General features: G+C 49.4%; 17 protein-coding genes. 11 read left to right on the forward strand and 6 right to left on the reverse strand.

Annotation, left to right across the window (positions count from 1 at the left end; genetic code table 11):
* Positions 1–36: 36 nt before the first annotated feature.
* The 10 genes from H3H32_RS35285 (at position 37) to H3H32_RS35330 (ending at position 18355) form a co-directional block, all read left to right on the forward strand.
* The gene (locus H3H32_RS35285) at positions 37–1548 is read left to right on the forward strand and encodes an arylsulfatase (protein ID WP_374191799.1); all 1512 of its coding nucleotides are present in this window, start codon (positions 37–39) and stop codon (positions 1546–1548) included.
* A 141-nt stretch (positions 1549–1689) separates the two neighbouring features.
* Positions 1690–3147 carry a sulfatase family protein gene (locus tag H3H32_RS35290; protein ID WP_182460374.1) on the forward strand — a complete coding sequence of 486 codons (1458 nt, stop codon included), beginning with the start codon at positions 1690–1692 and terminating at the stop codon, positions 3145–3147.
* A 405-nt stretch (positions 3148–3552) separates the two neighbouring features.
* Positions 3553–4365 (forward strand): AraC family transcriptional regulator, encoded by an 813-nt coding sequence (locus H3H32_RS35295; RefSeq protein WP_182460375.1) that lies wholly within the window; start codon positions 3553–3555, stop codon positions 4363–4365.
* An 85-nt stretch (positions 4366–4450) separates the two neighbouring features.
* The gene (locus tag H3H32_RS35300; RefSeq protein WP_182460376.1) at positions 4451–5398 is read left to right on the forward strand and encodes a nitrilase family protein; all 948 of its coding nucleotides are present in this window, start codon (positions 4451–4453) and stop codon (positions 5396–5398) included.
* Between the two features lie 250 nt (positions 5399–5648).
* Positions 5649–6287 carry an RNA polymerase sigma factor gene (locus tag H3H32_RS35305; protein ID WP_182460377.1) on the forward strand — a complete coding sequence of 213 codons (639 nt, stop codon included), beginning with the start codon at positions 5649–5651 and terminating at the stop codon, positions 6285–6287.
* 72 nt (positions 6288–6359) lie between these two features.
* On the forward strand, positions 6360–7478 hold the full coding sequence (locus H3H32_RS35310) for a FecR family protein (RefSeq protein ID WP_182460378.1): 1119 nt from the start codon (positions 6360–6362) through the stop codon (positions 7476–7478).
* Positions 7479–7788: 310 nt separating this feature from the next.
* Positions 7789–11385 (forward strand): TonB-dependent receptor, encoded by a 3597-nt coding sequence (locus H3H32_RS35315; RefSeq protein WP_182460379.1) that lies wholly within the window; start codon positions 7789–7791, stop codon positions 11383–11385.
* A 15-nt stretch (positions 11386–11400) separates the two neighbouring features.
* A complete protein-coding gene (locus H3H32_RS35320; RefSeq protein ID WP_182460380.1) occupies positions 11401–13176 on the forward strand; it encodes a RagB/SusD family nutrient uptake outer membrane protein in 1776 nt (591 codons plus the stop codon).
* A gap of 62 nt (positions 13177–13238) precedes the next feature.
* Positions 13239–15374: an outer membrane protein assembly factor BamB family protein gene (locus tag H3H32_RS35325; RefSeq protein ID WP_182460381.1), complete on the forward strand. Its 2136-nt coding sequence runs from the start codon at positions 13239–13241 to the stop codon at positions 15372–15374.
* 347 nt (positions 15375–15721) lie between these two features.
* Complete coding sequence (locus H3H32_RS35330; protein ID WP_182460382.1) at positions 15722–18355, forward strand: glycoside hydrolase family 78 protein; 2634 nt, start codon at positions 15722–15724, stop codon at positions 18353–18355.
* Between the two features lie 53 nt (positions 18356–18408).
* Here H3H32_RS35330 and H3H32_RS35335 read toward each other — a convergent pair whose 3' ends face one another.
* The 3 genes from H3H32_RS35335 to H3H32_RS35345 form a co-directional block, all read right to left on the reverse strand.
* Entirely contained in the window at positions 18409–19716 is a 1308-nt protein-coding gene (locus tag H3H32_RS35335; protein ID WP_182460383.1) for a photosystem II biosynthesis protein, read from the reverse strand.
* A gap of 274 nt (positions 19717–19990) precedes the next feature.
* Entirely contained in the window at positions 19991–21538 is a 1548-nt protein-coding gene (locus H3H32_RS35340) for a sodium:solute symporter family protein (RefSeq protein WP_240543589.1), read from the reverse strand.
* Between the two features lie 241 nt (positions 21539–21779).
* Positions 21780–23255 carry an acyl-CoA synthetase gene (locus H3H32_RS35345; protein ID WP_182460384.1) on the reverse strand — a complete coding sequence of 492 codons (1476 nt, stop codon included), beginning with the start codon at positions 23253–23255 and terminating at the stop codon, positions 21780–21782.
* Here H3H32_RS35345 and H3H32_RS35350 point away from each other — a divergent pair.
* On the forward strand, positions 23254–23523 hold the full coding sequence (locus H3H32_RS35350) for a hypothetical protein (protein WP_182460385.1): 270 nt from the start codon (positions 23254–23256) through the stop codon (positions 23521–23523). The genes H3H32_RS35345 and H3H32_RS35350 overlap by 2 nt on opposite strands.
* Before the next feature lie 77 nt (positions 23524–23600).
* Here the strand turns inward: H3H32_RS35350 and H3H32_RS35355 are convergent, their stop codons facing one another.
* The 3 genes from H3H32_RS35355 to H3H32_RS38085 all read right to left on the reverse strand — a co-directional run bounded on the left by H3H32_RS35355 (position 23601) and on the right by H3H32_RS38085 (position 25454).
* Positions 23601–24281, reverse strand: coding sequence for a 3-keto-disaccharide hydrolase (locus H3H32_RS35355; protein ID WP_182460386.1), 681 nt, complete (start codon positions 24279–24281; stop codon positions 23601–23603).
* A 129-nt stretch (positions 24282–24410) separates the two neighbouring features.
* Positions 24411–25040 (reverse strand): hypothetical protein, encoded by a 630-nt coding sequence (locus tag H3H32_RS38080; protein ID WP_309547126.1) that lies wholly within the window; start codon positions 25038–25040, stop codon positions 24411–24413.
* A 12-nt stretch (positions 25041–25052) separates the two neighbouring features.
* Positions 25053–25454, reverse strand: coding sequence for a hypothetical protein (locus H3H32_RS38085; protein ID WP_309547127.1), 402 nt, complete (start codon positions 25452–25454; stop codon positions 25053–25055).
* Between the last annotated feature and the right edge of the window lie 124 nt (positions 25455–25578).

Consider the following 25578-nt stretch of genomic DNA (forward strand, 5'->3'; position numbering starts at 1 on the left):
ATGACAAAATCTAATCATAATTATTACCTAACTGTCGTGAAGCCAAGTTTCATTGTATTCAGTGTATTGGGTCTATTCGTGGCTGGAGGGCTATTCCCGTCCTTTATACCCCAACAAGCAACCCCTATTCGGCCAAATATCATCTACATCTATGCCGATGATATGGGCTACGCTGAGTTGGGATGCTATGGCCAGCAGAAAATCAGAACGCCATACCTGGATCAGCTGGCTCGTGAGGGCATGCGGTTTACGCAACACTATACCAGTATGCCCGTTTGCGCCCCCGCTCGCTGTATGCTGATGACAGGCAAACATGGCGGACATTCGTACATACGGGGAAATTACGAAATGGGTGGCTTTGCCGATTCGTTGGAGGGTGGACAAATGCCGCTGTATCCGGGTGCGTTTACGGTGGGCCGAATGCTCCAGCAGTCGGGCTACAAAACGGCCTGTATCGGTAAGTGGGGAATGGGAATGGCCAATACCACGGGTAATCCGAACGAGCAGGGGTTCGATTATTTCTACGGCTACCTGGATCAGAAACAGGCGCATAATTTCTACCCCACGCACCTGTGGGAAAACGGCAAACCCGATCGCCTGAATAATCCGGTCATTGATGTACATCGAAAGCTGACACCCGAAACCGCCACGCCGGAAGCTTTTGCGTATTATCGGGGCAACGACTACGCTATTGACAAAATGGCTCAGAAAGCGCAGGCCTTTGTGCGCGAGAATAAAAACCGTCCATTTTTTCTGTATCTGCCCTTCACGGTACCGCACGTTTCGTTACAGGCACCAGAAGCTGCCGTTAAGGAGTATATTGGGAAATTCGATGACAATCGGCCCTATTTAGGCCAACAGGGATATGCTTCAACACCGTATCCACGGGCCACCTATGCAGGCATGATTACCTATATGGATAAGCAGATTGGGCAGTTGATGCAATTGCTGAAAGACTTGAAAATTGACGAAAACACGATTGTCATGTTCTCCAGTGATAATGGGGCTACGTTCAATGGGGGCGTAGAGGCTGCTTATTTCAATAGTGTCGCTAACCTGAGAGGCTTGAAAATGGATGTATACGAAGGGGGTATCCGGGAGCCGATGCTGGCTCGCTGGCCCGGAAAGATAAAGGCTGGTCAGGTTACGGGCCATGTTTCCGTGCAATATGATCTGCTGGCTACCCTCGCCGAGCTAATCGGGTATAAGCAACCCATCACGACCGATGGCCTTTCGTTTTTGCCAACGTTACTGGGGAAAACGGCTTCCCAAAAACAACATGCTTTTCTATACTGGGAATATCCCGAAAAGGGCGGTCAACTGGCCATTCGGATGGGCAATTGGAAAGGCGTAAAAACCAATGTGCGTAAGAACCGGACAGGTTCGTGGGAACTGTATGATTTGGGGAATGATGTCAGCGAAAGTACCAACCTGGCAGCCCAACACCCTGAACTGCTCCGACAGTTCGACGCTATCGTTGCTCGTGAACACAGCCCTACGCATGTCAACGAGTGGGAAATTGTAAACCCTAAAACCACAACTAACTAAGGAATACTGGCGCGGGTATTCACCCGTGCCTTTGTATATCGTCAGCATTCGCTGACATACTGATTGATACGCCAGCGAATGCTGGCATTATAAAACGGCACGGGTTCAAACCCGCGCCAGATCACTTAACAAAAAAACGCTATGACTTTCATTCCAAAACGTTCATCCCGTCTCGTATTGAGTGTCTTCTCGCTGATTGGCCTTGGCTTGCTACTTAGCGCCTGGGTTGAAAAACCAGCCCCAACCCCTCCTAATGTCGTTCTGTTTTTCATGGACGATATGGGCTACGGCGATTTATCGGTGACGGGAGCTTTGGACTACACAACCCCCAATCTGGATCGGATGGCCGCCGAAGGGTCTCGTTTCTCTAATTTTCTGGCCGCGCAGGCCGTGTGTAGCGCATCGCGGGCAGCTCTGCTGACGGGTTGTTATCCCAATCGGTTAGGTATTTCGGGGGCATTCGGCCCTAATTCACCCACCGGTCTGAATCCGAATGAAGAGACACTGGCTGAGCTATTGAAAGAGCGGGGCTATGCCACTGGTATTTTCGGAAAATGGCATTTGGGCGATAAAAAACAGTTTCTGCCGCTGCAACAAGGCTTCGACGAGTATTATGGTGTGCCTTACTCGCATGATATGTGGCCATTGCACCCTGCTCAGGCGCAGGCCAAATACCCGCCCCTGCACTGGATCGAAGGAAACGAACCGAAGCAGGAAATCAAGGATCTGGACGATGCGGGGCTGATTACCTCGACCGTTACGGATCATGCGCTGGCCTTTATTCGGAAACATAAAAGCAAGCCGTTCTTTCTGTACATACCGCACCCATTGCCACACGTCCCGCTGGCGACTTCGGCCAAGTTTAAAGGGAAAAGTGCGCGGGGAATTTTCGGCGATGTGATGACGGAACTGGATGGCGCCGTTGGGCAGGTACTGGCTGAGTTGAAACAACAGGGATTGGATAAAAATACGCTGGTTATTTTCATCAGCGACAACGGTCCTTGGCTGAACTACGGCGATCATGCTGGTTCGGCAGGTGGTTTCCGGGAAGGGAAAGGAACATCGTTTGAAGGAGGCCACCGGGTGCCTTGCCTGGTTCGATGGCCAGGTGTTGTGCCGGCTGGTCGAGTGAGCAATAAGCTCCTGACTACAATGGATATTTTGCCAACTGTAGCCAAAATTTGCGGAGCCCGATTGCCCAAACAGCACATCGATGGCGTTGATTGGGTTGCCTTATTGAAGGGCGACAACACGGTAACGCCCCGCGATCATTTTTACTATTATTATCGCAAGAATAGCCTGGAGGCAGTTCGGCAGGGCGATTGGAAGCTGGTATTTGCTCACCCCGGTCGTACGTACGAAGGTTTCCTTCCAGGTCAGAATGGCAAGCCAGGCCCTAGCACCGAGACGCATGAATTTCCAACGGGTTTATTCGACCTCCGACGTGACCCAAGTGAGCGTTACGACGTTCGGGAACAACATCCCGAGATCGTTGCCAAACTGGAAAAACTAGCCGAAGAAGCTCGTGCCGACCTGGGCGATGATATTCAGAAACGAACAGGCGCCAACGTGCGCGAAGCTGGTCGGGTGAGTCAGTAATTTTATTGAGTGATTGGGCTCAATCTTATCAGCCCTGTAAGGGCGCCCTGTCAATAGCTATTGTTGCTTATTAAGAGTCCTAAGCGCCGTAGGTGCGACCTAAGCAAGTTAGCGGTCGCACCTACGGCGCTTGAGGTTATGGACAATCCACTGTTTTCTATTAACAGGTCACTCCTAACGGAGTTTCGAATATGCCCCGCTGTTGAGCGTAGTCCAGAGACTACGCTCAACAAAAATTTTAAGCTTGACTAATAAGCGACGTTGAGATTCCTCCTGGCGTCGGAATGACAAAAAAACTAGCGAATCAAAATCATTGTTAGCGGTTTAAATAGGTTCCTTTTACGATTATTGTAGAAGTAAACGTCATTAGCCCATTTTCTAAAGAGCTAGCAACCGTGTAGCGCTATGCAGGTAAATCCATCGCCCAAACTTGCTCATCTAGTCAAGCACTACCTGATTTTAGAGAATACGTCGTCTTACGAGCAGACGTATCGATTCTTCCCCGATGGCAATCCAGGCCTGGTTTTTTCGTATGCAGATCCATTCACCGAGGGGCATGATTTCGCTGCGGTACCCAACCAATACCACAACTTTTTTTATGGGCAGGCCAATCAGTACCACGATCTGAAGGCCGGTAAAACTATTGGTTTACTCGTTGTTGTTCTGCAACCCTGGGGATTACACGTCCTTTCGGGACTACCCGGTATTGAAACCCGAAATACGCGACTGAGTCTGGATACTTTGTTGGCGCCAGTATCGGTCGATGTACAGCAAGCCAAACAACGAGACTGTTCAGAACCACTGGAACGGATCAGGCAAATCGAAGAGTTTCTGAGTAAGCTTAGCCCATCAGCGTTGACGCCTGAAACCCGTTTTGTTCAACAAGCAGTCCAGCAGATTTGCCAAACCAATGGAATGCAGCCTATTCAGCAAATACTCCAGGGTTTGGGAACAACAGAACGGAGTCTGGAACGTCGTTTTGAGCAGGTAATCGGACTGCGCCCCAAGCAGTTTTCGCGCATTATTCGCTTACAGAACAGTCTTAGAATTCATCGCCAAAAGCCCACACTAAACTTAACCGAGCTAACCTATTGCGCTGGCTATTACGATCAGGCTCATTTCATCCGGGAATTTAATCAACTCGTTGGTCTGACGCCCAAACAGTACGAAGCAAATCCCAATCGATTAGCTGTGAATCTGATGCCAATCGGTCACTGACGTAATACCGAATCAGGTTGTCGGTTTTTTACAATTTACGGCCTGCCAAAGTCTCTACTTTTGCCCAACAAACTTTACAGTCGGCATGGAAACGCTTCGTATTGCAACCGCCCAGTTCGAAAATGCTAGTGGCGATAAAGCCTATAATCTGGCACAAATTCGCCGTTTAGCCGCTCAAGCTGCCCAGCAGGGAGCCCAGGTGATCGCCTTTCATGAATGCTCGGTTACGGGCTATACGTTTGCTCGTCATTTATCCAGAGAGCAACTCACATCGGTGGCAGAAGTAATTCCAGATGGACCTAGTGTTCAGGCACTGATCCAGATCGCTCGTGAGTATGATATTGTGGTGTTGGCCGGATTGTTTGAAAAAGATGAACAGAATCAGCTCTTTAAGGCCTATGTATGTGTCGATAAAAATGGACTGATTGCCAAGTATCGTAAGCTTCACCCCTTTATCAATCCGCACCTGTTGCCCGGCGACCACTATGTGGTATTTGATTTACTGGGGTGGAAATGTGGCATTCTGATTTGCTACGATAACAATATCATCGAGAATGTAAGGGCTACTACGCTACTCGGAGCCGACATTATTTTTATGCCTCATGTGACGATGTTGACGCCTTCGACGCGACCAGGCGCTGGCTTTGTCGATCCGGCACTTTGGTATAATCGGCTGAACGATCCGACGTCCTTACGATTAGAGTTTGATGGCATGAAAGGCCGTTCCTGGTTAATGAAATGGCTGCCCGCCCGCGCTTACGACAATGGCATTTACGTAGTGTTTGCCAACCCAATTGGCATGGACGATGATCAGCTCAAAAACGGCTGTTCAATGATTATTGACCCGTTTGGGGATATTCTGGCCGAATGCCGGAACCTGAATGATGATGTTGTTATAGCAACTTGTACACCCGAAAAACTACAGCAGGCCGGCGGGTATCGCTACCGAAATGCTCGGCGACCACAGTTGTATAAAGATATTTTGGGGCAGGAGCATGCGTCCCAACAGAAAGTAGTCTGGTTAGATCAGTAGAAGCTTTGCAGGATAACGACCGACTATTTTCTCTTGTGACTTTCACTTAAAGCCGTGCCACGGTTACTAATGCAGCTCAAACAAACCGTGGCACGGCTTTAAGTGAAAGTCACAAGAGAAAATAGTCGTTTAAATAAATTTGTATAATACTGAGTATTATTTGAATTATCTCCCCTATTAATCAGCGTGCCCACAAGCATCCGTACTTGTGAGGCTACTTAGTTCAATCGCTGGTAAATCGTAGGAGACAATGCTGAAGCCCGACATAAACCATCAGCCACAAAGCATCTGGGAGAAAACCGATGAGACCTTACTCTGGCAACAATTCAGAGAAGGGCAACAAGATGCTTTTCAGGAGCTGGTCCAGCATTTTTATCGGGAATTACACTTTTATGGCGGGCGTTTTACGCGTGATTCTGATCTGTTAAAAGATTGCCTGCAAGATCTTTTTCTGGACTTATGGACGTACCGGCACAAGATTGTCCAGACGCCCTATATCCGGCCTTATCTCTACAAATCGTTACGTCGGAAAATCCACCGGGAAGTACTGCGCCATTCGGCAACGATGAGCGAGGAAAGTATGGTGTTCGATGATGTTAGTTCGGAAGAAATTACCGCCGAACAAGCCTTGATTCGCACCGAATTGTCTGAGTATCAGACAGCACGTTTGAATGCATTATTAGCACAACTGTCTGATCGCCAGCGGGAGGCTATCCACCTTAAATTCTACGCCGAACTATCCAACGATGAAATTGCCGACGTACTGGCGGTCAATAAACAATCGGTAGCAAACCTGTTGCATCGGGGATTAACCCGACTACGGGAAAGCTGGCCATCGCTGCTATCGTTGATTGGAAGCTGGCTGCTGAACGAAACGTTTACGAAATAATTCTTTTGCGCTGAGTATGACTTTCCGCCAACACGCCTATTAACGACCGAACTGATATTGCTCGTACGCGCTATGAAAACGTATCAACACTACACCGTCGAAGACTTTCTTACCGATAACTGGTTTCTGGCCTGGGTAAAACACAACCAGCCCGAAGCGCGCCAGTTCTGGGAAGAATGGCAACAACAGAATCCGCAACAACGAGATACATTGCTATTGGCTAAGGATATGGCCGAAGCACTTCGGAATCGCCCGCATGCCCTATCCGTAGAGCAGGAGCTTCTGGAAGTGGAACGGATTGTTAAACTAACCCGCCACGTAGCCTCGCCGTCGCGCTGGGTGGTTCTTAAGTCTTCGTTGCATCAGTATCACTGGCTGGCTGCGGCTTTAGTGGCCTTGTTTGTGGGAGCAGGCTGGTGGTTTGTGGCAAGCCAGAAGTCAGGATCGTCTGTTGCCCAACTAAACCAACCATTTAGTCCGGACAACTCTTCGAGTGAGCGCTGGGTAAACCAGGTGAATGGCACCTCACAACCGGTTCGTCTGTCGTTGCCGGATGGGAGCCAGATGACGCTGATGCCGCATAGCCAGGCATCGTATCCCAAAGCATTCGACGCCGATAAGCGGGAAATTTACTTGAAAGGTGATGCGCTGTTTTCAGTTGTTCATGAAGGAAAGCGGCCTTTTTTGGTCTATAGTGGCACATTGGTCACGCGTGTACTGGGTACCCAGTTTCGGGTTCAGGCTCGCCCAGGGGATGCCCGGATGATGGTGTCGGTGATTTCCGGGAAAGTATCGGTCATGGATCAGAAGGATTGGATTTCGTTCCGAAAATCGCTCAGTGTGTCTAAAGCGGGCGTCGTATTAACGGCCAACCAGCAGGTAGTTTACAATGCCAGCGAGAACAGCTACCAGAAAGAACTCGTACCAAAACCCCTCCTTATACCGTCATCAGAAAATTCGGAAAGCTTCAGTTTTGAGGATACACCCGCCCCAACTGTTTTCGAGCGATTAAAAAAAGCCTATGGGGTAGAAATCATCTATGATGCGTCGGCCTTGCAGCATTGTACGCTCACGGCATCGCTGGCAGGTGTTTCCTTATTCGATCAACTCCAGTTGCTGTGTGCGTCTATTGGTGCCTCCTACGAGGTGATCGATACACGAATCATCATCAGCAGTAAGGGCTGCTCGTAAGTGAATGGATAATGGGTAATGAATAATGTAAAATGGATAATGGGTAAGTGTTTGGCTATCAGTATGTAATCTGGTTCCTGTTTTGCCGAACGGGCGCTCCAAATTCTCCGTTATTCAGCCTCCATTTTGCCGAACGAGCTGCCTCGATCCTCATTATTCATTCTCCATTTTACATTATTAATTTCTAAAAAAAAAGCCCGCTATGCTGCGAACATAGCGGGAACAATTGACCGATCAGGCGGCAGTTTCGGGCCATCGCCGATCGGTGTAGCTACTCCTTTGCCCGGAATAACTAAACCTACCACAAGTTATGTACAAGTTTATTAACCACGAAACGATTCGGGTACTTATGCGAATCTCGCTACTCCAATTGTTACTTACGGTTGTGCTGGTCAATGGTGCGTTGGCTGCTAAGGGGCAGGAACTCCTCGACCAGCGGGTAAGTGTGCGACTGGATAATCACACTATTCGACAGGCGTTGCTGACGTTGGAAAAAACGGCGCATGTCAAATTTGTTTACAGCCGTCAGATTGTTCAGATCGACCGGAAGATATCCTTATCGGCCACCGAAGAAAAACTAGCCGATGTGCTTGAACGGCTGCTGAAACCCTTACAACTTCGGTATGTGGTTACGGGCAGCCAGATCGCCATTGTGCGAGGTCCAACTTCCGATGATGTTGGCGATGTTGGAACACCCGCTGCAACTGTACCCGTTGTGGCAGAGCAACCAATTTCTGGTATAGTCAAAGGCGAGACGGGTGAAGTATTGCCGGGCGTTACGGTGGTGATTAAAGGAACTACCCGTGGTACAACAACCGATGCGCAGGGTGTATACCGAATTGGGGTTCCTGATGCGAACACCATTTTAACGTTCAGCTTCGTCGGTTATAACGCGAAAGACGTTACGGTGGGCAATCGGTCAGAAATCAATGTTCAGCTGGAAGCGAGTAATAACCAACTTACCGAAGTTGTGGTAACGGGTTATACCTCCCAGCAGAAAAAAGACATCATCGGGGCCGTATCCGTCGTGAAAGCCAGCGACCTGAATGTTACGCCATCGGCCAATCTGGTTGCTCAGTTACAGGGGCGGGCAGCGGGGGTTACCGTTAGTAGCACCGGCGATCCCGGTAGCTCGGCATCCATTCGTATTCGGGGGTTTGCGTCGTATGGAAACAACAATCCACTGTATGTAATCGATGGTGTTCCAACAACCGATGCCTCGCGCATTAATCCGCAGGATGTAGAGTCAATTCAGGTACTGAAAGATGCCTCTTCGGCCTCTATTTATGGAGCCAGAGCCGCCAATGGAGTCATTATCATAACAACCAAAGGTGGTAAAACGGGAAAAACGACGCTAACCTACGATACGTATTATGGTATCCAGTCGACCCCGCTCAACCGAATTCCTAAGTTGTTAAACACGAGTGAGTTACTGACGTACCTAGATAAAACGACCGCGAGCACGTTTGTGGACCCAATTTTCGGACAGCATGGTTCGTTTGCCATTCCCGAGCGCTATATCGTCAGTAATAGCTTCAAAGGGGGCGTTTCGGCGAGTGATCCCCGCGCGAATCCTGATCTATACACCATTGCCGACTACACCAATCCATACCAGATTTTTCAGACCAGTCCGGGCACCAACTGGTTCGATGCCATGTCGCAAAAGGGCATTATTCAGAGTCATCAGCTTACCGCTAGCGGAGGCAACGACAAATCGACTTTTTCGCTGGGCCTGAATTATTTTAACCAGCAGGGCACCTTCAAATACACGGGTTATGATCGGTACTCGATGCGGCTTAACTCAAGCTTTAAGGCCACCGATTTTTTGACGATAGGCGAAAATCTTCAGGTATCGTACGACAATCGGTGGGGTGATGCCACCGTAATTGGCGAAACCAGTGCCTGGGCGTATGCTCTTCGGAGTGCGTCGTTTATACCCGTTTACGACATTAAAGGGGGCTACGGCGGCTCTCTGGTGGGCGGCACTGCCGGGGTAGGGTATAATCCAGTATCGTATCTGGAACGGCGGAAAGACTGGGTTAATCAAAATCTGCGGGCGTTCGGGAATGTTTTTGCGCAGGTGAACATCAGCAAAGACCTGGCGCTACGAACATCCATCGGTATTGATGCCCGCAACGGAACACTTCAGCGCGCTTTTTTAAAAGAATACGAAGCCAGTCAGTCCCGGCGAGTAACCCAGTTGACCGAAGCCTCAAATAATTACCTGAGCTGGACGTGGAGTAATACGCTGACGTACCAGAAAAAGATTGGGCAGATTCATGATCTAAAGGTTTTGGTGGGCACCGAAGCGATTAAAAATACCGGGCGAGGTTTGTTTGGGGCCAAGAGCAACTATGATTTTGAATCCAATAGTTTCCTGTCACTTAATACGGGTTTGCCGCAGTCGTTGGGCGATGTGAGTGCCAACGATGCCGATATTAACCGGAATGCACTGCTATTCAGCAACTCGCTTTTTTCTTATTTCGGTCGGCTCGATTACATCCTGAAAGACAAGTATTTGTTTAATGCTACGTTTCGCCGGGATGGTTCATCGCTGTTCGGTCCTGACGTACGTTATGCCAATTTCCCGTCGCTGGGCGTCGGCTGGCGTATTTCCGACGAAGCGTTCATGAAATCGTTTAGCTGGCTTAATGAGTTAAAATTACGAGCAGGGTGGGGGCAAATGGGCAGCATTTCTAATGTGCCCGCCTTCAATCAGTACTCAACGTACAGCGCTGCGCCGGGTAGTAATTACTACGACATCAACGGGGTTAATGTTGGCTCAACGCAGGGCTATGGCGCTAGTTCTCAAGGGAATCTACAAACCAAATGGGAAACTACCGAAACGACTAATATTGGTCTGGACGCCAGCATTCTGCAAGGAAAATGGAGTGTAGCCGTCGATGTGTACACCAAAAACACACGCGATTTGTTGGTTCCCAGCCTACGCAATGGACTTGAACTGTTGGTGACCAAACCATTGGTCAATCTGGGAACGATGCGGAATACAGGCATTGACCTGCAAATCACGAATCAGGGCCAGATCACCTCCGATTTGAAATACGATGCAACTCTGACCTTTACCCACTACAAAAACCAGCTGACCAAGCTAAACAACGAAAACACGGCGCAACTGGTAGCGGCCAGTCGGATAACCAATGCCCTGATTACGACGCAGGGACAGGCCGTTTCGTCCTTTTATGGGTATCAAATCGATGGATTTTACAACAATCAGGCGGAGGTTGATGCGGGGCCTAAAATCAACGGGGCAGCCGGTGTGGTTGGGTCCTGGAAATATAAAGATATCAACGGCGATGGTAACATCACCACTGCCGACCGAACCGTACTGGGGTCACCCCATCCTAAGTTTCAGATGGGATTGAACCTTGGTTTCCGCTGGAAGGGCTTCGATCTCAGCAGCTTTGTATTCTGGAATCAGGGGAATCAACTCTATAACTACACCAAGTACTTTACCTACATGGGCGTGTTAGGCGGCTCTGTTGCTTCCGGTAAATTATACGACGCCTGGACTCCCGAAACGGCGGCTACTGCTAAAACACCTCAATTGGGCGTAGGTGCCGCCAATGGCTATACGGCTTTTGTGACGGGCAATTCGAGTTCGTTTTACGTGGAAAATGGGTCTTATCTGCGGGGCAAAACCATTCAGCTGGGCTATAGCTTTCCCAAGGCGTGGCTGAAAACAATTAAAATGAGCAACCTGCGGGTTTATGCGCAGGCACAGAATTTCTTCACCATTACGAAATACAGCGGAGCCGACCCCGATTTAGGCTTAGTATCGGGGGCATCGGTTGAACAAACAGCCAGCAGCGACCAGAATCTGGGCGTCGATTACTCAGGTTACCCCAATCCACGCCAGTTCTTACTGGGTTTAAATGTATCCTTCTAACCCCGCTTTTCTGCTATGAAACCAATCCTAAAACATACTGCATTTACCTTGCTGCTTTCGGCGGTTACGCTTTCGGCCTGTAAGCAACAATTTCTTGACCTGGCACCCCAGGGTGTTTATAAAGAAAGCGATTTACTTAGTAAAAAGGGTATCGATGGGTTTTTGATCGATGCCTATGCTACGCTGGATGGGAATTTATCGGCCAATTTTCTGGGCCTCAGTGGCACCTATAACTGGATATGGGGGAGTATCGCGGGGGGCGATGCGTACAAGGGAGGTACCAACTTCACCGATCAAAGCGAAATTAACCAGGTGATGCAGTATGCCACGCCCACCACAAATTCGCAGTTACTCGCCCGCTGGAATGGCATTTTCGATGGCATTGGGCGTGCCAATATCGTGTTGCAGGAGTTGGCCAAAACAACCGATCCGGCCTTAACCGATGCCTTGAAAAAACAGGTAGCTGCCGAAGCTCGTTTTCTGCGGGCCTTCCACCATTTTGAGGGAAAGAAAATCTTTGGCAACATTCCGTTTGTGGATGAGAAAGCCACCGACTATAAAATCCCCAATACAGATGCGAGTGGCAATTACCTCAATATCTGGCCCCAGCTGGAAACAGACTTCAAATTCGCTTACGATAATCTGGACGAAGTGAAAACGGGTAAAGGCCGGGTCAATAAATGGACTGCCGGGGCTTATCTGGCAAAAGCCTATTTGTATCAAAATAAATTCGCCGAGGCCAAAGCGCTCTTTGACGTTATTATCGGCCAGGGCAAAACCAGTCAGGGGATAAAACTGGACTTAACCACGAGCTTTGGGGAGAATTTCCGTATCGCAACGCAGAATAGTAAGGAAGCGATGCTGGAAGTGCAAAGTGCCATTGGCGATGGTGCCAGCGACAATACGAACGGATTTCGGGAAGCGATTCTGTGTTATCCCAACGGTATTGCAGGGGGTACAAACTCCTGGTTTTATCGACCTTCTCAAAATCTGGTCAATGCGTTCCGCACCGACGAAAATGGTCTGCCCCTGCTCGATACCTATAACGATGTGGATGTTACATCGAATGAAACGGTGCCAGATGCCAGCCCGTTTACACCTTATGCTGGCAATCTGGACCCGCGCTTAGATCACACAGTAGGTCGCCGGGGCATACCGTATCTGGATTGGGGCCTGATGAGTGGGTTAGCCTTTACGGCTCCTCCGGGCGAGTCGATCACGAATGGAGGTCCATTTACGGGTAAGAAGCATGTTTTTTCATCGACCGAGTATAGTTCGGGGCAAGTGGTTCGTGCCAGTTTTGGCATTGCCAGTGCGCTGAATTATGACCTGATGCGTTTTGCCGATGTGCTGTTGATGGCGGCTGAATGCGAAGTAGAAGTCGGTAGTTTGGATAAAGCGCGTGAATACGTCAATCGGGTTCGGGCCAGAGCTGCGGCTTCACCTATCAAAACAATAGACGGAACTGCCAATGCCGCCAAGTATGTGGTTAATCCCTATACAACCGCCTGGGCGAGTCAGGCAGTTGCCCGTCAGGCCGTTCGTTTTGAACGGAGAATCGAATTAGGGATGGAAGGTCACCGCTTCTTCGATCTGGTTCGTTGGGGAATTGCCGATCAGGTTATCAACTCCGAGTATTTACCCAAAGAAAGCGTGCGTCGTTCGCTGGCGCTAGGTGGCGGGGTTAAGTTTACGAAGAACAAGAGCGAATATCAGCCCATTCCAGACTATGCCATCACGCAGAGTTTTGTAGGTGGCCAGCCAACACTAAAACAGAATCCGGGCTATTAATCGAGAGTTTTTTTGTGGTGTCGGTTTCTCAAAACCGACACCACAAAAAAACGTCAGACCTAATGAAACGTACTATTCTTCCTCTTCTTTTCCTGTCAGCCGTTATCTTAATGGCTGCTCAACTGACGTATACAGATCGGAAATCTGATTCGAGTACCGAATGGTCCGAGTATTTAGGCGGGCCAGATCGCAATCATTATTCAACATTAACTCAGATCAACACAGGTAATGTTAGCCAACTTACAGTAGCCTGGGAATACCACTCCCGCGACTCAGGCCAGATACAGTGTAACCCGATTATTGTTGATGGCACACTCTACGGAGTGACGGCATCGAATCAGATTTTTGCGCTCGATGCCGCTACGGGTCAGCAGAAGTGGCGCTACGTAGAGCCAGGTACCAAAACGTTCAACACGAATCGGGGCGTTACGTATTGGAAAAGTACTAGAGCGGATGATAACGAGCCAGCGCGTATCCTGTATGCGTACGGCTCCTGGCTTTACGCGATCAATGCGCAAACCGGGCAACCGATCTCCAGCTTTGGAGAGAACGGTCGGGTTAGCCTCAAAGCCGGGTTAGGGGAGTCGGCCAAAGACAAATTTGTTATTTCGAACACGCCGGGTACACTCTTCGAGGATTTACTGTTCATGCCTTTACGTGTTTCGGAAGGAGCGGATGGTGCCCCTGGTTCTATTCAGGCCTTTAATGTGCGAACGGGCAAACTGGCGTGGGTATTTCACACGATTCCTCATCCGGGTGAGTACGGCTATGAAACCTGGCCCAAAGAGGTCTATAAAAATACCGAAGTAGGCGCGGCTAATAACTGGGCGGGTATGGCAATTGATCGCAAACGCGGGATTCTCTACGTGCCGACGGGCTCGGCTGGGTTTGATTTTTATGGCGGGAATCGCAAAGGTCAAAATCTGTTCGCCAATTGTTTACTAGCGCTGGATGCCCGAATCGGAAAGCGTATCTGGCATTACCAACTGGTTCATCATGACATCTGGGACCGTGATTTACCCGCTCCACCAAATTTGATTACCCTTCAAATGAATGGTAAAGTAATCGATGCAGTAGCTCAGGTAACCAAGAGTGCCCATGTTTTTATTTTTGATCGTGTAACCGGTAGGCCGCTTTTTCCAATCAGGGAGGTGCCTGTTCCTAAATCGCCTTTGCCCGATGAAGCGGCCTGGCCAACGCAACCCGTTCCGACTTTACCCGCGCCTTTTGCCCGGCAAACCATTGCCGAAACGGAGTTAAGTCCTTATGCTACAAATCGTGATTCGTTGACTGCTCAATATCGCCGGGCGGGAAAAGGCCAGTTTCAACCACTGAGTAAAACGCCAACGCTGCTGCTGCCAGGGGCCGATGGCGGCCCGGAATGGGGTGGTGCTGCCGTTGATCCCGAGGGTATTATGTATGTCAATGCCAATGAAATGGCCTGGATGTTCAGTCTTAGTGCTACCCCTAAAGCAGACGCATTGGCGCATTTAAGTCCCGGTAATCGACTGTATACGAGTTATTGTGTCGCCTGTCATGGTACTGATCGAAAAGGGAATCCATCAAGTGGCTATCCATCGTTGGTAAACATCGGTCAACGGCGCGATCGGGAGTATGTAGCCAAACTGATTACAAGTGGGAAGGGAATGATGCCCGGTTTCGCGGGTATTACAGCCGAGCAGAAGCAGGCACTCCTGGCTTTTTTGTTTAACGATGAGAAAGTGGAAACCGTTGCTACAACGCCCGGACCGACGGCTAAACAGGGAACTTACGTTCCGTACCGCTTCAACGGGTACACGAAATTTTTAGACAGTAAAGGGTTTCCGGCTATTCAGCCACCCTGGGGCACATTAACCGCTATCAATCTCAATACAGGGCGGCAGGTTTGGCAAAAAACGTTGGGCGAGTTCACTGAACTAACCCGGCAAGGAATTCTGCCAACCGGAACGGAGAACTACGGAGGTCCGGTGATTACAAAGGGTGGGCTGTTATTTATTGCGGCCACTAAAGATGGGATGTTCCGGGCTTACGACAAGAAAACCGGACAGTTACTCTGGCAGACACAACTGCCAGCAGCCGGTTTTGCGACGCCCAGCACCTATGACGTGAATGGGAAACAATACGTTGTAGTCGCTTGTGGAGGAACAAAATTAGGCACTAGTAAAGGCGATAGTTACGTTGCCTTTGCCCTGCCCTAAAATCGATAAAAAGCCGTGCCACGGTTTATTTAAACGCCATGTAAGAACCGTGGCTCGGCTTTTTATCGATTTAGCGAAAAACAAAGAGCTTTTTACAATAGGTTAAGGTTGGTTCGTAAAGCCCCGGTAGGATTTCTGCCGGGAGTTTTATAGTTATCCCGTTCCGCACTGAAAAGGATAGAACGCTGATTTTTATGATATGATGGATTAGTTATGATGAAATGTCAAACGGATTCTTTGTCTAATCATAACCTAGTCATAAGAATCCGCGTGCTATCGATACAGGAAAGTATAGGATTCTTATTCGATGATAAATACAGAAATTGCTGCGAATTAATAGAGACCTCATGACCCAACGGCCTTTCCTCCGAATCCTACCTTTACTACTTGTTCTATTACGATCCTTACCAATCTTCGCAGCACCCTGCACACCCGTTGGCCTTCAATGCGAGCATTTAGTTAACCCATTGGGCATCGATGCTCCGGCTCCCCGACTAATGTGGCGGCTGGACGATACCCGGAAAGGAGCGAAGCAAACAGCCCATCAAATATACGTTGGTACCGATTCGATGGCGGTGAGTCAGGGTAAGGGTAGTAGCTGGCAAACGGCCAAGTTACAGTCAGATAGTCAGCTTATTGCCTATGAAGGAAAAGCTCTACAACCCTTCACCAAATACTACTGGAAGGTGGAGGTTTGGGATAAAGATGGCAAACCGTCGGCTTCGTCGGTGGCGAGTTTTGAAACGGGTTTGATGCATAGCAAAAACTGGCAGGGGGCGTGGATTAGTGATATTAGTGATGTGGATCTGAAACCGGCGCCCTATTTTCGGAAAGCCTTCGATGCGAAAAAGAAAATCAAATCGGCGCGAGCCTACATTGCGGCTGGCGGTTTGTATGAGTTGTATCTAAACGGGCAGAAAATCGGGAATCACCGGCTCGATCCTATGTACACCCGTTTCGACCGCCGGACGCTGTACGTTACTTACGATGTGACGAACCAGCTGCAAAGCGGCAAAAATGCAATTGGTATTTTGCTTGGAAACGGTTGGTATAATCACCAATCAACAGCGGTCTGGTTTTTTGACAAAGCTCCCTGGCGGGCACGCCCTACGTTCTGTCTGGATCTGCGTGTTACGTATGAGGATGGCTCTGTCGAAACAATTACCTCAGGAAAAGACTGGAAAACGGCCCTGAGCCCGATCATTTTCAACAGTATCTACACGGCAGAACATTACGATGCCCGACTGGAACAACCCGGTTGGAACACGGCGAATTTTGATGATTCGAAATGGAAGGAACCCATTATGCGGGCTGCTCCGTCAACGAACATCGTCACACAGGCCGTCCATCCAATTCGAAACGTGGAGACAATTCCGACGAAAAGCATCACCAAACTCAACGACACCACCTTTGTTTATGACTTAGGCCGGAACATTTCGGGAGTGAGTCAGTTTCGGGTGAAAGGTTCGGCGGGTACAATCTTGCGCCTGAAACACGCTGAACGATTGCATAAAGATGGTCATGTCGATCAGTCGAATATAGATGCGCACTACCGCCCGGTTGGTACCAGCGATCCGTTCCAGACTGACATCTTTATCCTGAGTGGCAAAGGTGAAGAAACGTTTATACCACACTTCAATTATAAAGGCTTTCAGTATGTAGAGGTAACCAGCAATACCCCCATTAATTTAGTTAAAGAAAACCTGACGGGTTATTTCATGCATAGCGATGTGCCGGTTGTGGGGCAGGTGAAGTCGGCCAACCCAACGCTGGACAAAATCTGGTGGGCTACTAATAATTCGTATTTGTCTAATCTGTTTGGTTACCCAACGGACTGCCCGCAACGGGAGAAAAACGGCTGGACGGGCGATGGACAAATTGCCATTGAAACGGGTCTGTATAATTTTGACGGCATCACGATCTACGAAAAATGGCTGGCCGATCACCGTGATGAACAACAGCCGAATGGTGTGCTTCCGGCCATCATCCCAACCGGTGGTTGGGGTTACGAATGGGCCAACGGCCCTGACTGGACAAGCACCATCGCCATTATTCCCTGGAATATTTACCTGTTCTACGGCGACAAAAAGATACTGGCCGACAACTACGACAACATCAAACGGTACGTCGATCATATCAACGAGCAAAGTCCGTCGGGCCTGACATCCTGGGGGTTAGGTGATTGGGTGCCCGTGAAATCGAAATCGCCGGTAGAGTTTACATCGTCCATTTACTACTTCACCGATGCTTCGATTCTGGCGAAGACGGCGAAGCTGCTGGGCAAACAAAGCGATGCGGATCTATATTCGGCATTGGCGACGAAGATCAAAAAAGCGGTCAATTCGAAATATCTGAATAAGGAGACGGGAAGTTACGGAACAGGTTTGCAAACCGAACTGAGCGTGCCTTTGCAGTGGGGCATAGTACCGGATGAACTGAAAGCCAAAGTAGCGGCCAATCTCGCCAAACGGGTCGAAGCCGACAATTCGCACATCGATGTTGGCCTTTTAGGGACCAAAGCAATTCTGAACGCCCTCAGCGAAAACGGTCATGCCGATCTGGCGTATAAAGTGGCTTCGCAGGAAACGTTTCCATCCTGGGGTTGGTGGATTGCCAATGGCGCTACAACGCTCTATGAAAACTGGCCAATTGACGCGAAAAGCGATATTTCGATGAATCACATCATGTTTGGCGAAATCGGCGCCTGGTATTATAAAGCTCTTGGTGGTATTAAACCTGATCCCGCGCATCCGGGATTCAAAAACGTACTGCTGGAACCCCATTTCGTAGCAGGTCTCGATCATTTTGAGGCTACACACAACAGTCCGTTCGGTACCATTCGGTCGTCCTGGAAACGGGTAGGGCAGGGCGTCTCGTATTCCGTAACTGTTCCACCCAACTCGACCGCTACGCTCAAACTGCCGGGGGCGTCGGCTGCTCAACAATTGCAGGCGGGAACGTATCAGTTTGAGGTGAAGTGATCACACCGTTTAAACCTATAAGGTCTCAAAGACCTTATAGGTTTGTAAGCACCCTACTGCGAACTTTCAGTAGGAGAGGGCACACCGAATCGCTTTTGTGAACCCTTCAACTCTCCGTGCGAATGGATAAGGAGAAACGTAAGCAAGGCGAAAAACGCCAGTAGTCCACCAAAATTGATCGCCCATTTTTTAGGCGCAAGGGGCTTCGGTGTAAAGATGGATTGGGTTTTACCGATCAAAAAGGCGACTACTAGCCAGTTGGCGATGTATAGGTATTGCTCAATTCGATAGCCGCTCATAAAGGCACCCGTAATCAACAAACTGAATAGGATGTACAGACCCCAATGGCCAAGAAAGAGGGCAAAAACATCATTTTGTGAGTAAGAGACCGGACTAGATCTATTCTGATAAAAATGGAACCAACACCAGACCGTCATGGAGAGCACCATGCCAATCGATACCAATTGAACACCCCAAAGAATGGGACTTTCCGGGGCTACTTCGATTTTGCTGAAAATCCCCTGAAGGCGTTCTAAATCAAATGATTGTTGCCACACGACGTAAGGGATCACCAGCATCACCATCAACAAAGGAAACCAGACCTGTATTTTTGGCTGTGTCGGTTCGTTCGGTTCCCATTCGGAGGTAAGGGTTCCGTACGCCATACCCAGGCCACCGAAAAAGCCCAGCGAATATTCCATAACGTTCCAGAAATTGAATTTGATTTCGGTCAGATGACCAAGAACCTGGAGAAAATTACCGAAAGCAAAACCAAAACCCCCGCCTAAACCGGCAAATACGGCTACGCGCAAAGCTGAATAGGATCGTTGACGTACCAGATACCAGGTCAGTGCCACTGCCCCTCCGAAGCAGGCTGCCCACGTTTCGGAACGGGGTGGGGTCATGCGCCAGTCGAATTCTTCAATGATGAAAAAGTAAAACACCACTGCGCCGACAACCATTTCAACGATTACTTGAGACCACGTCACGGGTTTGTTCGCCGAGTCGGTTAGGGCTAACCCAAATAACCCCCCACCCAGAAAACCATACAATCCTCCGATGACAAACAGCATCGTCAGCCCGTAGAACACATTAATAAATTCGGTATCTCGACCATACCCTACCACAATGCCATAGCTTGCCAGTCCACCCAGGCCCCAGCCAATAGCGCCAGCCAGGGTGACCGCAAACACCTTGGCGTACCAATCGGTGCGTTTGGCGACAAGCAAAACGCTCAGTGAACCAATGGCACCCGCCCAGGCAGCACCGTATTCATGGCCAAATTGCCCGCGAATGGCCCAGGCTGTTCCGAGCGACAAGCCCACCATGAGCATGGCAAAGGAAAGGGATTTATTTTTCATACAAGAAAACGGTGATTATGAGTTTAGTAGCCTCTTTTTGATATACCGGATTCGGGTACGAACAGGCTATTTTGTACGAAAAATAGCCCGTGTCCATAACATGTTATGGACACGGGCCGATGCTAACAATATGGTAAAAATCAATGCGCCGTTAATTGAAGAAATACCTCTTTTTATTTTTCATTCTCGCCGGGTTAAAACCCGGCGCAGTTCATTCATTTTGTGTGTTGCGCCGGGTTTTAACCCGGCGAGAATGAAATGCCAGCTCAATCAACTACCCCTTTACATAGTCAACTGTCGGCTCAGTACCGAAAACCGTGGTTAGATGATCGGGGCTAGGTTTGCGTTGAGCGGTGAGCTTACTCACCAGCACATAGGCGATAAATGAAGCGATAAAAGCTGGGAAAACCTCATGAATATCACCAAGGCTTTCGTAACGGGTTCGGACACCGAATCGCCAAATGATATTGACGACGATGCCCGCTACCATAGAGGCTATCGCGCCCAGATCAGTGCCCCAGCGAAAATACAATCCCCCGAAGATGGTCGGGAAGAAACTGGCGACGTAAACCGAGCCGGCAAAGGCCGACAGTTCGACAACATCGGCAGGTGGAAAAATCGTGAAATAGTAGACGATAACGCAATAGAGCAGCATCACAACCTTCGTTCGAGGAATGATCCGTTCGGTTGGCATGGGTTTCCAGACATTCCACATGTCTTTAACGAGTGTAGTCCCAACCACTAGCGTTACTGACGCCAGTGCGGCCATGCCCGCAGCAAAAAGTCCCATCAGACAGATGCCGCTGATAAGTGGATTATTGAATTTTTTAAGCATGAAGCCCACCACTTCGTCGGTGTTATTGATGAGTTGCGCGGCTTCTTCGGTGGTTACCATCCCGTGTACCAGTGCACCCAATCCCATTACGCACACCAGCGAAACCCCCATGAAAATGGGTGTCCAGGTCATGGCGAATTTCATGCCCGCTTTGTCTTTGACCGTATAGAAACGAATCAGTAGTTTGGGTTCGGAGATCTGTTTCATTCCTATCGACAGGCCAATGCCGACGATATAGGTAAACGATGTCAGTTGACCGAACGTAACCAGGCCGTTACCAATAGGCGTCCCCTTTTTAGAAACATGGTCGACCAACGCGATTTTGGCCATCAGGACGTCGTATCCACCCACATACACGAAGGGGAGGGAGATCATCACAATCGCAACGATAAACATCAGAATACCCTGAACCGCGTCGGTCCACATGATGCCGTACATGCCGCCCGCAATGGTGTAAAAGCAGGTGAAGAAGAGCATAAATGCCGCTCCGTAGGCATAAGGGATGTCTAAAAGTGTGTGAAGCAAATGGGCGCATCCTTTGGCAATGCCGGTCATGTACCAGACCGTGGCAAACAGAATAATCACGGCCGACAAGACCCGAATACTCCGCGAAAGCTGGCTCTGGTAGCGCAACTGGAAATAATCGGGCACGGTAAACGACTTGAGCCGGATACTCTGATTACGCATTCGGGGCCCCAAAATCTGCCAGGAAATGATGCAGAAAACAGCCCAGAATACGCCCACCCACGTCCAGGATAACCCATACCGAAACGACTCGCCCGCTTGCCCGATGTAGGTATTCGTGCTGACAAACGTAGAAAAGAAGGCCAGCGAAACTACCCAGCCGGGTATCCGTCGGTTAGCCACGTAATATTCGCCGACAGTTTTACTAGCCTGTCGTTGCAGATACCAGCCAAACGTAATCAGTAGGATTAGATACACAACCATGCAAAGCAGCACAGTAGCATGTTCGGAGAAGTAGGACATAGGGAAGGAGGAAAGGGATTAGGGGGAAGAGTGGGAGAAGAGGGAGTAAAGAGAAGAGTGGGAAGAGTGGGGGTAAAGGAATGTCAAACCCTTTCCTCCTTCCTCCCTCTCTTCCCCTTACTCCCTTTTCTCTTCATCCCGGACGTCGATGTTCATGAATTGTACGGCGATGGCGTTCAGGATCATGATGACGATGATGAACCAGTAGGGGAAAGCGGTCAGGAAGTCCATAGGTCGGCGGTTAGAAGAGTTTTTTTAGGTCATTTTTCGTCACCTTACCCATTGCGTTTCGGGGGAGTTCGGTAACAATGCGGTAATGGCGGGGCACTTTGTAGGCGGCCATCTGGGTGCGCATCCATTGGTTGAGTTCGGCCAGATCAACTGTCTCGCTTGCTACCAGAACAGCGCCTACAATTTCACCCCACTCTTCATCGGCCAATCCGATTACACCGCAATCGCCGATAGCCGGATGCGTTCGGAGGACTTCTTCAATTTCAAGCGCCGACAGTTTGTAGCCTCCCGACTTGATGATATCGATTGAACTGCGACCCAGAATTTTGTAGCTCCCTTCATCCAGTACAGCCACATCGCCCGTACGGAACCAGCCATCGTCTGTAAAGGCATCCTGTGTAGCCTGCGGACGTTGCCAGTACTCCCGAAACACCGTGGCTGCTTTCACCTGAATTTCACCCGGCTGTCCCTCATCGACTGGCTCATCCTGCTCATCAACCAATCGAACACCAACGCCCGGCAGTGGTTGGCCAATGTGGCCCGGAACCCGTTTACCCCGGTATGGATTGCTGATTGCCATGCCGATTTCAGTCATGCCGTAGCGTTCGAGTAAGGTGTGTCCGCTGACACGTTCCCATTTTTCCATAACCGTTACGGGTAAAGCCGCCGAACCGGACACCATCAACCGGAAAGTGCGCATGGTATCCGTAAGTGTCTGTTGTTCAGTTTCGGGCAGGGATTCCCAATGGGCGATCAGTTTGAAATAAATGGTCGGTACCGCCATGAACAGGTTGATTGCGCCCCGTTGGAAAGCGGCAAACACGGCACCTGCCGAAAATTCGGGCAGAAATTCGCAACAGGCTCCGGCCCAGAGCGCACAGCATATTACGTTGACAATGCCATGAACGTGGTGCAGCGGTAATACGCAAAGAATATGATCGGTCGATTGCCATTCCCAGGCCGCAATGAGCGTCGACATTTGCGCGTCAAGGTTGGCGTGTGTACTGACAACCCCTTTTGGCAGATTCGTTGTCCCGCTGGTATACAGGATCATGGCTCCCCGTGCCGGATCGACATCGGGCAAAACGCTGGAGGAATGATCATCAGATAACCCCAGTTCAATAAACCGAATCGTTCGGGTTTCGGCGATGGGCTGAAGAATGGACGCATATCGACTTGACGTTACAATGATCTCAGCCGCCGTATCGTCGATGACATATTGCAGCGAAGCGGGCGGGTAGGTCGTGCAGAGCGGAACGGCAATGCCACCCGACCGCCAGATTCCCCATTGAACCATCACATAGTCGAATCCTGGTTCTACCATAAACGCGACGCGAGCTTCGGCCAGGTCAGTCCGACCAGTCAATAATTGTTGCCCGAATTGCTCCGAATAAGCCAATAGTTGGGCGTACGTATGGGTTTGCCCACCAGATAGAATCGCCGTATTCGTCGGATGGCGATGCGCTTGCTGTACGATAGTGATCATGACAACAAAAGAGAAGACGCCCGTCTTGTTACCCTATTGCCTGAATCTTACCAATGCTTTGCGGCAGAAATCAATAACTGGAAAAATACTTAATGAAGCCTTGGTGTGCTATGTGAAAGCTGTTTTAACTTTCCAAATTCTGTTAAAACCGAATTGCTTTTTTGTCATTTCGACGGAGGAGAAATCTCAAGCTTCCGTATTAGTCAAGCTTGAGATCCCTCCTGACGTCGGGATGACAGAAAAACAGCCTAACTTTTCTATAAAATGAGAAATTTAAACAGCTTCTTAATAAAAAATCCGCCATGAATAGAGTCATGGCGGATTTTTTATTGGAATTCAGATAAACTACAACTCCCGAATCTGGATGTTCTTGTACCAGACGCGCTCTTTGGGACTGTGGTTTTGCAGGGCGATTTTTCCTTTCGCATGTGGGGTTGCGTAGGGCCAGTTGGCAAATTTGCTCTTGGCAACCAAGGCTTTCCAGGCATCGGAACCGTATTCGTAATCGGATACTTTTTTGCCGTTCAGGAAATGCTCAACATGGTTATTGTTCACCACAATCCGGCCTTTATTCCACTCGCCCGCTGGCTTTATAGCGTTCATATCCGATGGTGGAATCATGTCGTAATTGGCACCCGACAACTGTGTGTCTTTCAATTTGTAAGGCTTGCCATCTCCATCCAGATAGCCTTTGTCGTCGATCACCTGATATTCGGGTCCCGACATGTAAGTCGATTTAATATCGGGGCTGTCGATGATTTTATAGACAACGCCACTGTTGCTGCCTTTCGGAATTTTGAATTCGAACTCCAACTCAAAGTTTTCGTATTCTTTATCGGTTACCAGATCGCCACCCGTACCGTCGGGAGTCAGGGCACCGTCTTCAACGTACCAGCCCACAACGCCATCTTTGTGCCAGCTGTGCCAGCCTTTTATAGTCTTCCCATCGAACAAGGATGTCCATTTTGGAGGAGCGATGAATGCAAACAGGCAATACACCAACTCTAGTAAAAGTAATTTTTTCATCGAGTTTAGAATTTTCAGTTAAAGGTATGTTTTAAACGCAAAGAGCGCAAAGGAGAAACAAAGGTCGCAAAGAGTTTTTTCTCAGCGGTCTTTGCGCTATCCTTTGCGCTCTCTGCGGTTTAAAAAATATTAACTTGCCATTTCGCGGGCGGCTTCCGGGTCATTGTATTTCCGGTCGAGGCCCTCGGTTGATTTCTGGTCGGAACGATCCGTTCCTGAAATCATATCCTGAGCGGCTATACTACTTTCGTCGGCCATTTCGCGGGGAAATTTTTGCGCTTCTTTAGCTTCTTCTGGCCGCTCTCCTGGCTGATTTTCGGCGGAGTCTTTCGCATTTACGTCGTAAGGACGGGCTGAGTCGCCGGTATCAGGCTCGTCTTCCATGCCTTCCTCGCTTCCAGGAACAGCTTTTGCTGCCTCCGGCAAGCCCTCGTACTTTGTTTCGCCTACCTTTTTTTCTGGCTTGGGACCATTGCTGGGCACAACACCGGGAGTCGCCGTTGTAAACGTAGTTAATCCCGTCGACTGATTATCTCGAATGTCAGGTATCGTCGGTTTCGGCGTACTTGGCAGATCAGGAATTTCAGGACCGGGCACTGGTGGGCCAGGTGGTGTTTCTGGAACACCAGGCTGCGTTGGGCCAGGTACTTGTGGCGTTTCTGGAATGGTACCTGGTGTTTCAGGAATCATGTCGCCCATTGGCGTACTTCCCGAAATGACACTCCAGCCACCGAATGAATTTGTTGATGTGGTCTTCATGGTTTTGTTGAGTTAATCTTCAGAGGGTAAACCCGTATTGGCCGTTGCGCCAGCATCAGGATTACCCGTGATGTCTGCTTCGGCAATGTCTGCTGTTGTATTTGATGCATGTGGGATGGCTTCGTCGTCGATTCCCGCATCAGCGTATTGGGCTGAGTCTGAATTTTCGTAGGTTTTTCCTCGCAATTGGTCTCCCTGCAAGCTGCGCTCTTCGTCGGAACTGTACCGATTGGCAAGCTGACCATCTACTACATCGTCGTCGGTATCGCCAATAGGCGTCAATTTGCCATCCACGAGTTTAACCATATTTGTTTCGGCCTGGTCGGCACCGAACATCGCTTCCGCATTTTCGTTGGAAACCAGATTGGCTTGTTGCGCGCCGTCGCTAAGGGCTGATGAATTTGAATTTTCCATGATAACTGTGAATGTTTGAGGTATATAAAGAACTACTGGGAACGCAAAAGGTTTTTGAAGTAGCGCGGGTGGGTTGGCGTCCCAGCATCTTATCCGCATAGTTTAATTGCGGACAGGATGCTGG

Origin of the sequence: Spirosoma foliorum (assembly GCF_014117325.1) — a bacterium.
Classification (GTDB): Bacteria; Bacteroidota; Bacteroidia; order Cytophagales; family Spirosomataceae; genus Spirosoma; species Spirosoma foliorum.